General features: G+C 66.8%; 6 protein-coding genes and 1 tRNA gene. 3 read left to right on the top strand and 4 right to left on the bottom strand.

What is annotated here, in order from left to right:
* Both NJ4_RS08875 and NJ4_RS08870 read left to right on the top strand, forming a co-directional pair.
* The coding region (locus NJ4_RS08875; protein ID WP_281178276.1) for a sigma factor-like helix-turn-helix DNA-binding protein at positions 1-588 on the top strand (588 nt) is incomplete at its 5' end.
* 92 nt (positions 589-680) lie between these two features.
* Positions 681-754, top strand: a tRNA-Gly gene (locus NJ4_RS08870).
* Between the two features lie 43 nt (positions 755-797).
* On the opposite strand, the gene NJ4_RS08865 is transcribed toward NJ4_RS08870, so the two are convergent.
* From NJ4_RS08865 to NJ4_RS08850, 4 genes are all read right to left on the bottom strand, one after another.
* Positions 798-2,348 (bottom strand): HD domain-containing phosphohydrolase, encoded by a 1,551-nt coding sequence (locus tag NJ4_RS08865; RefSeq protein WP_067433244.1) that lies wholly within the window; start codon positions 2,346-2,348, stop codon positions 798-800.
* Positions 2,345-3,091, bottom strand: a complete 747-nt coding sequence (locus NJ4_RS08860) for a hypothetical protein (protein WP_067433241.1) — start codon at positions 3,089-3,091, stop codon at positions 2,345-2,347. Before NJ4_RS08860 ends, NJ4_RS08865 begins: the two co-directional genes overlap by 4 nt.
* A gap of 134 nt (positions 3,092-3,225) precedes the next feature.
* Positions 3,226-4,950, bottom strand: coding sequence for a hypothetical protein (locus NJ4_RS08855; RefSeq protein ID WP_157550974.1), 1,725 nt, complete (start codon positions 4,948-4,950; stop codon positions 3,226-3,228).
* A 360-nt stretch (positions 4,951-5,310) separates the two neighbouring features.
* Complete coding sequence (locus tag NJ4_RS08850; RefSeq protein ID WP_067433233.1) at positions 5,311-6,432, bottom strand: hypothetical protein; 1,122 nt, start codon at positions 6,430-6,432, stop codon at positions 5,311-5,313.
* A gap of 578 nt (positions 6,433-7,010) precedes the next feature.
* Here NJ4_RS08850 and NJ4_RS26375 point away from each other — a divergent pair.
* Positions 7,011-7,592: hypothetical protein (locus NJ4_RS26375; RefSeq protein WP_217996809.1), on the top strand; the 582-nt coding region annotated here is incomplete at its 3' end.

Here is a 7,592-nt window from a genome sequence, read left to right as displayed (position 1 = left end):
CCCGCCGACCCGGCCGATCGGGTGACCCTCGACGACACCGTCAGCACCGCGCTACTCGTGCTGCTCGAGACGATGACGCCCGCCGAGCGGGTGGCCTTCGTGCTGCACGACGTCTTCGCACTGCCCTTCCCCGAGGTCGCCGAGATCGTCGGCCGCTCCCCTGCCGCCGTACGACAGCTCGCGACCGCCGCCCGGCGACGGATCGCCGAGCACCGCGGCCTGGTGGCCCCGCCCGCCGAGCACGATGCGGTGGTCCGGGCGTTCCTCGCGGCCGCCGGCGGCGGCAACCTCGGCGCGCTCACCAAGCTGCTGGACCCGTCGGTCATCCTCCGCTCCGACGGTGGCGGTGTGGTGAGCTCGGCCCGAAACCCCATAGTCGGGCCCCTCCGAGTCGCGCGGTTCCTGCTCGGCGTCCTCACGAAGAGACCGACCTGGGCGCTCTCGGAACAGGTCACCGCCGACGGACTCGGGTTCACCCTGACCGAAGGCGACGCGGTGCGCGCTGTGGTCAACCTGCGAGTCGCCGGCGGACTGGTCACCGACGCGTGGATGGTCGTGAACCCCGCCAAGCTGACCGGTTGGCGCTAGATCGTCGTGGCCGGGAGTCGCCCCCTGGCCACCGGATCCTCCCGAAGGTGGTTCATACTACGAACGTGTCAGCCTCGTCAGAGGCTGCCTTCGCGGACGTGGTGTAGTTGCAGCACGCTTCCCTTCCAGGGAAGGAGTCGAGGTTCAAATCCTCGCGTCCGCTCCAATTTCCTCACCCTGGCAGTCCATCGCGGCATGGTGCCCAGCCGTCAGTCGGCGGGCGCAACCAGCCCGTGCTGGAGCGCGTAGAGACTCGCGCCGACTCGGTTCGTGGCGCCGATCTTGGCGTAGGTGCGTTCGACGTGGTTGCGGACAGTCTTCTCGCTGAGCACCAGGCGACTTGCGATGTCGCGGTTGGCAAGGCCGCGGGCGACCAGTCCGAGGATCTCGGCCTCGCGCGGGGTGAGGGTGTCGTCGCGGCGTACCTTCTTCGACGCATGGCCGGCCACGGCCAGGACTGCCTCGACGCTGTCGGCCTCGAGCAGACCGCGGGTCGCGCGTTCCTGCAACCGGATCCCGGCCGCCCCGGGGCTCAGGGTCTCGCGGTACGGCCGGGGTTCCAGCGCTGACTGGTAGGCGACCACGGCGGCGAGCAACCGCTCCGGCCGGCCGAGGGCCGCACCGGCCAGCCCGAGCGGATAGCCGGATCCGTCGAGGTGCTCGTGGTGCGCGCGAGCGATCGCGGCCACCTGCCCGAGGCCGGGAATGCGCGTCAGCACCCGCTCGGTGAGGTAGGGATGCATGCGCACCCGCTCCCACTCGGCGTTGCTCAAGGCGGCCGGCTTCGACCAGACCTGGTTCGAGACACCGATCCGACCGACGTCGTGGAGGTGGCCGGCCCGACGTACGGCGTTGGTGTCGTCGACGGAGAATCCGAGCTGTACGGCGGCCGCCTCGGCAACTGCGGCAACGTTGCGGGAGTGCCCGAGCGTGAACGGGCACTTGAGGTCGACGAAGTCGCCGATGGCGGTGAGCAGGTCGTCCAGGCGGGCCGCGTCCAGCGGGGTCTCGGAGTCGGGTGCAATGGCGAGTGCCCGGTTCCAGGGGTCGTCGCCGGACGCCGGGAAGAGCGCGTCTGGATCCGTGGTGAACGCGTCGACCACGGTCGGGTCGAGGTGACCTCCTCGCCGGCTCCTGGCCATCGCGACCGCACCCTGGACGCCGTACATGCGCTGGTGCACCTCGGCGACGTCGGCCAGCTGGGCGACCCGCATCTCGATCGGGATGGCATCGCCGGACACACCGGCCGGAAGCCCGCCGCCGTCGTACCGCTCGAAGGTGAACGCCAGCGTCGCCTCGACGTCAGCGCCGAGCCCGAGGTGCCGGGCCAGGACAGCCGCGGAGGTGCAGTGCGAGTGGATCATGGTGGCCAGCTGGCCGCGGGCGTCGCGCATCAGCGTGGCCATCACCCGCACCCGCTGGCTCAGCGGCTCGCCGCGCGCGATGTTCCCGACCAGGAACCGCAGGTAGGGCAGGCCCGACCAGTCGACGAGGTAGGCGTCGCGCCGGACGGAGATGTCGTCACCGAACCAGCGCGCGTATTCCTGCGAGTCCGCGTGACAGCCGATCCACATCAGCAGCGTCGTGTAGTAGACGCATGCCCTCTGCTCCCGGCTGAGGCCGAGACGATCCGCCAGCCCGCACGCGATGATCGACGAGCGCAGCATGTGCTCGGCCGGCTGCCCCAGGCCGAGGTCGATCGCCACCGACAGGCCGGCGAGCACCTCGACCCGGCGGGGCAACGGCGCCGATGCGGTCATTGACCCATTCTGGCGCCCGCGGCACTTGCCCCGCTGTCGATCTGCTCGATCGGTGGCGTGAATCGCGCCCGACCGACGAAGAAGACGCCGCGCTGCGGAAGCCAGAAGTCGCCCAGGCGAGTCTGCTCGTCGAGCGGCGCCGGCGCACCGAGGTCCTCGCCCCGGTACGTCGCAGCGCTGCCGACGACGCGCCAGATCTTCAACGGCACGGCCTTGAAGTGGGGCCCGTTGGGCGTCGCTCCGCGGAGCCGGATCCGGCCGGTGTGCAGCATCGTGCGCGCCATCGGTCCCATGGCGCCGAGCACGGCGTTGCTGTTCCAGCCCGCCTCGGGGAGCACCCCACCCATCCCGGTCATCATCCGGGTCGCCGGCGTCGCGCCCAGCTCGATCCGCCAGGTCAGGTCGTCACCGAGCGTCACCTCGAGCGTGTGGTCGTCGGACCAGGACACGTCGATGCCCGGCACGCGAGTCCCGGCCGCGACCGACCCGAAGTAGCGCGGACAGGTCAGCTCGGTCGGGCCGGTCGTGTGGATGGTCCAGCGTCCCCCCGGATCGCGGAACCAGATCGCCCTGTACGCCGGCCCGACCGAGCTGGCCACCATGTCGCGCAAGGCGAGGTAGTGCCCGCTGGCGAACGGCATGCCCATGACGCCGTACCCGGTGAATCGCTCGTCGTCGCCCTCGGGAAGCGAGGGGTTGCCCTGCAGCGCCTCAACGGCCTGCCGTGGTGTCGTGGTTGTCATGCCTTCACAGTGCGGCTGGATGCCCTCGCCGCGCGTGAGGCATCTGCCTCAATTGCTCTCGATGGCCTCAGGATCCAGAAGACAGCGTCGAGGCTCGAAGACGTGCCCGGTCCAGGGCTCACCTCGCGACGAGCTCACGGAGCCACACGGACCACGACGACCGACGTGATCTTCACCGTCTCGCCGAGCTTCAAGGTGGCCAGCGCCGGTGACTCGACGCCAACGCCCTCGTCGAATCTGATCTGAGTGCTGCTCTGTTCCTCATCCCCATAGAGCACGTCGATCGCCTCGTAGGTGCCGTCGTCCTTGAGAGCCACACCGTCGAAGAAGCGTCCACTGACGAGGTCGCCGACATGCGCCAAGACCTGCTCGGTGTCCACGGAGACCTTGAACTCCAGTTCGTACTCCAGGAGCCCTTGATGCTCCGCCTCGCGGGCCAAGGCACGTGGTGAGAGCAGCGGCGAGATCGCGGTCCTCGAAGCACGTGCCACAAGCACCTTCACCTTCTTGCTTCTGCGGAGCGACTCCTTGCCCGGTCCGCCCACGTGTGTCACCAACTTGCCGTCGGGAGCCACCCGGTAGGCGGTCTCGCCGACTTGATAGGTGAAGCCTGGCAATGGGCTCTCAAGCGCCGCCAGGAAGTCATCGGCATTGTCGAACTGGAGCACGTCGGCGCCGAGGTTGGTGGCACCCTTGGGGAGGTCATCGGCGGCGGAGATCCGTTCCGCGGCGCCGACGCCGCGCTTGAGCAGCTTGACCGCCTTGTTGGCCTTCACCGCCACAACGAGCGTGTCTCCGAGCAGGGGCACCACCCCCGCTGCCGAGAGGCCTGCGGCGCTCCAGTCGCCTTCGACACCGGACCAGATGCCGTTGGCCAGGTCGGCCGGCGCCCCCAAGCCCGGGACTGCCGAGACCACGTCAAGGATGGAGTGTCCGTGCTCGTGGAGGAAATGGGTCACTGCCATGGCGGAACGACCCACCTGCTTGTACCAAACGTTCCCGCGCCGCTCCGCCTCGTCTTCTAAGGCATCCTGGTAGTCCTCGAGGATGTAGGCATCCGCTCTGGGACCGACCGCACCTTCGGCGTACGACCCGCCCGTCGCCCGCACCGCAGACATCAAGGCGGTGGCAAATGTGGACGACCCCGCGCCATCGGCATCCGCAACGCCGGAGTCGGCGCGCTCGAAGAAGAGGTAGTGGGCGAACGTCCCCATCTGGTGATCGTCGCCCTCGAAGGAGACGTTGTGAGTGCCCGGCTGGAAGTCCACGAATGCCCATCCAGCGGCTTCAGGGTTGGACGTCAACGCGGCCATCAGCGCGACCATGCCGTCGGTGACGAAGACCCCGTTCGGCGCAGGTGCAAATCGGGCATCGGTCCCACCGTCCGGCATGAAGGTCAGCGGCACCCCCGGCCAGGGATCACCGTCGGCACTCGAGTCGTGCTCCCACTCCCAGAAGGCCTTGGTGACCGTCATGAGGAACTCAGTCCCCCATCGCCCCCGCGAGAGCAACAACAGCAGGTTCTGCCTGTTGGCCTGGTCCTGTGCGACTCGATCAGCATCGACGCTCTCGCCATCCAGAGGCTCAGGGTTTGTCGAGTACGCCGCGAAGTCCTCCGCCCATGAAGCGGGAAGCACGAACTCACCCGTGTCCTGTGTGGCCAACGACAACGTGTCTGCAAGGTCGGTCAACACCAGGTCGTACGCCGTTGGGTCGACGTCGTCCTTGAGCCCGAGACCGTCAGGCTCGGCAACCGTCGCCAGCACATCACCCAGCTTCTGCGGCGACGCTTCAGCCGTGAAGAAGTAGGCGAACGCCGGATCTGCACGATGGCCGGCCAGTCCCTCTCCGAGAGCCATCAGGTCGCCACCCTCAAGTGCCTGCAGAGCTGCGACGGCATCCGCTCGAGCCGCGATGGTCGCCGCTGACTCGACCTGAACCGATTTCGGAGCCCGGGCCGAGTCAAGCGAGATCAGCGCGAGGGCGAGGACGCCAACGAGCAACGCGACGCAGACCCTTCGCCGACTCGACCTGACCCACGACGTCCCACGACCAGCCATGGCTCCCCCGTTTCTCCGGCGCCATGATCTCAACCGGTGAGTGGCATCGACATGCTATTCAAATGTCGGCGCAGCCGCGTGACTTCTGAGCCAAACAGAAGGCCAGCGCCCCGACGGCGAGGCAGTCCCCCGACGGCCCGCTGGAGGACGACGGTCCGATCAGGACAGATCGGCCAGGACTCGGCATTCGACCTTCTTGGGCAGCAGGTCGTCGATGCTCAGACTGTCATCGAACTGCACCATGGTGCCGGGCGGAATGGGGTCACTGATCCCGGAGGACGAGCCGCCCACGACCTTCTTGCCATTGAGGAAGATGCAGCTCCAGGACGACCACTCCGTGACGACGTCAGTCGTGTTGGTCACCCGCCCGCTGAGCTCGTTTCCATACTCGCCCTTGATCACCTCGGCGCCCTCCATCTGCAGCACCGCCGCGCTCTCCGGTCCCTTGTCCTCGCTGAACTCGGCGATGACCTTGACCTGCAGGTCGGTCGGTTTGGCCTTCAGGTCGAATCCGATCTGCGTTGGCGCCACAGGAACGACCTCGCTGGGTCCAACGTAAGGGACGGTCTCGGTAGCGGTGTCGATGACGTCGCCGTTCTGGCCGATCAGGTTGAACAGCACCTGTACGTCGTACGCCGCGAGGTCGCTGTTGGGGTTGGTCAACCGGGCGCCAGCAGAGGTGTGGCGGGTCCCGATCGAGTCGGTGCCCGTGGTGAACCCACTCTCGATCCCGAAGTCCTCGGCTTCGGCTGGCTCCGCCACGCTCCCGGTCGCCGTCGGAGTCGTTTCAGCGTCGTCTTCGTCCTCGACTTCGGATGCCAGCTCGGCAGAGGTGAAGACGTCCTCATAGCGGTCGGCGTCCGACGGCTTCATCGACCCGGAGACGCGGAGCAGCAAGTGACCGCGCACGGTGTTCCACTCACTGCCCAACATGCTGCTGCCCGACAGCAGGCTCTGGATGTATTCCGACCGCTCCTGGGCCGCGCGGCGCGACGGCCACTCCTCGATCGTGGCGCCGCAGTCGACCCCGAGATCTTCGGCCTCACAGGACACACGGGAGTCGTAGACCACCGTCGCGGCCACATAGCCGTTGGGACGACCGATGAGGTTGTTGGAATCGTTGTCCTCGTTGATGGTGACCAACTCAGTGATCTCGGGGATCTCCGACTTCAACACCTCGGCAGCGCTCTGTGCCGTGGGATCGGCGCCCTCGGAGGAGTCGTCACTGCAGCCAGCAAGGGCCAGCACCAGGGCTGCCGAGATCACGAGAGCTTTGAGCATGGTCGCACCGTAGTTGCACAGACGGCCATCGGTCCGGCAAGTGACGGAATCGAGATCGTCGTCACGGCATAGGGCCTCCTGCACAATCAGGTGACAGCGGAGACTTGTCGGCCCACGAACTCGAAGGCTCGAAGTCTTTCACCACCGTTGATCGCTCCGGGCGTTCTTGACCACATAGGTGCATAGGAGCCCTGCTGTGGCGTGATTGCCGATGTTGACCGCAGTGATGAAGACCACTGCAAGCAGACCTGCGAGAACGCTTACTATCTGCTGCCGACTAGTCGGCGCGATCGCGCCGCCCTCCACGAGTCCCGTCGACGCCTGCAACTATCGCGTCACTTCGCCCAGATAGACACACCTGCGATCGCCCGGGTGCGACCCCTGCCGCCGAGTATCCCGACGTCAAGCGCGCTGGCCCGCAGCGCGAGCTGACGGCCTCGTCGCCGTGTTCGCACGGGCGACTGGTCAAGCTTCAAATAGCTGAGGCCGGTACGGCCTTCGCGGCTGTGACGACGGAATCGCCTGTGTGCGTCCTGCAGTCCCGTTATGGTCGGAGCAATCGACTTGGGGAGGAACGCGTGTCAGAGGCGTCCGCGTTTGGGGACCGGAAATTGTCGGAGGAGTTCAATCGACTCCGCAAAGAGGTCCCAGAGGTGGTTGAACATCGCCAGGCCCTCAGGATCCTCAGGGCGGATTTCAGCTACATTCGCAAGTACCAGGACCAGTCGTGGGTAACACTGGTGTCTCCCGGCCCAGATCTCTCGGCCCGGTTCGGTTTGACGCGAGACGTGATGCTTATCTACTCGCCCAACCATGAACTGCAGCCCGCCGCCCTGCGTCAAGTACCCCAGCGCCGAGGTTCCCTACCCAACGACAGGTCATGTGAGGACCACTTCGTCATCGTGTCTTCGAACGACCCGATGGCCGGCCGGAAACTCGACTCCTGGATGGGCGACGAACCAATCCTCGGAGTTCACCTCCCTCGGGGAGGCCGACCTGACGCATTGGCCCTGGGGTTGCGAAAAGAGTTACTTCACAAGTTGGCCAGCCGGAATCTGTACGACGAGACCCTCCCGGTCACGGGCTCTGACTTCTTTGGACGCCGCGAAGAACTAACCCAGCTCCAGGAAGAGTTGCGCCAGGGCAAAGTGTGCGGAGTC

The sequence above is a fragment of the Nocardioides jensenii JCM 1364 = NBRC 14755 genome (genome assembly GCF_001552535.1).
Lineage (GTDB): Bacteria > Actinomycetota > Actinomycetes > Propionibacteriales > Nocardioidaceae > Nocardioides > Nocardioides jensenii.
The sequence above is the reverse complement of the archived record's forward strand: the minus strand, read 5'-3'. Positions and strand labels throughout refer to the sequence as shown.

What these genes read in the sequence shown, in the direction of transcription:
- NJ4_RS08865 (WP_067433244.1), bottom strand. Translation starts at nt 2,348, where the DNA reads ATGACCGCATCGGCGCCGTTGCCCCGCCGGGTCGAGGTGCTCGCCGGC.
- NJ4_RS08860 (WP_067433241.1), bottom strand. Translation starts at nt 3,091, where the DNA reads ATGACAACCACGACACCACGGCAGGCCGTTGAGGCGCTGCAGGGCAAC.
- NJ4_RS08855 (WP_157550974.1), bottom strand. Translation starts at nt 4,950, where the DNA reads ATGGCTCTCGGAGAGGGACTGGCCGGCCATCGTGCAGATCCGGCGTTC.
- NJ4_RS08850 (WP_067433233.1), bottom strand. Translation starts at nt 6,432, where the DNA reads ATGCTCAAAGCTCTCGTGATCTCGGCAGCCCTGGTGCTGGCCCTTGCT.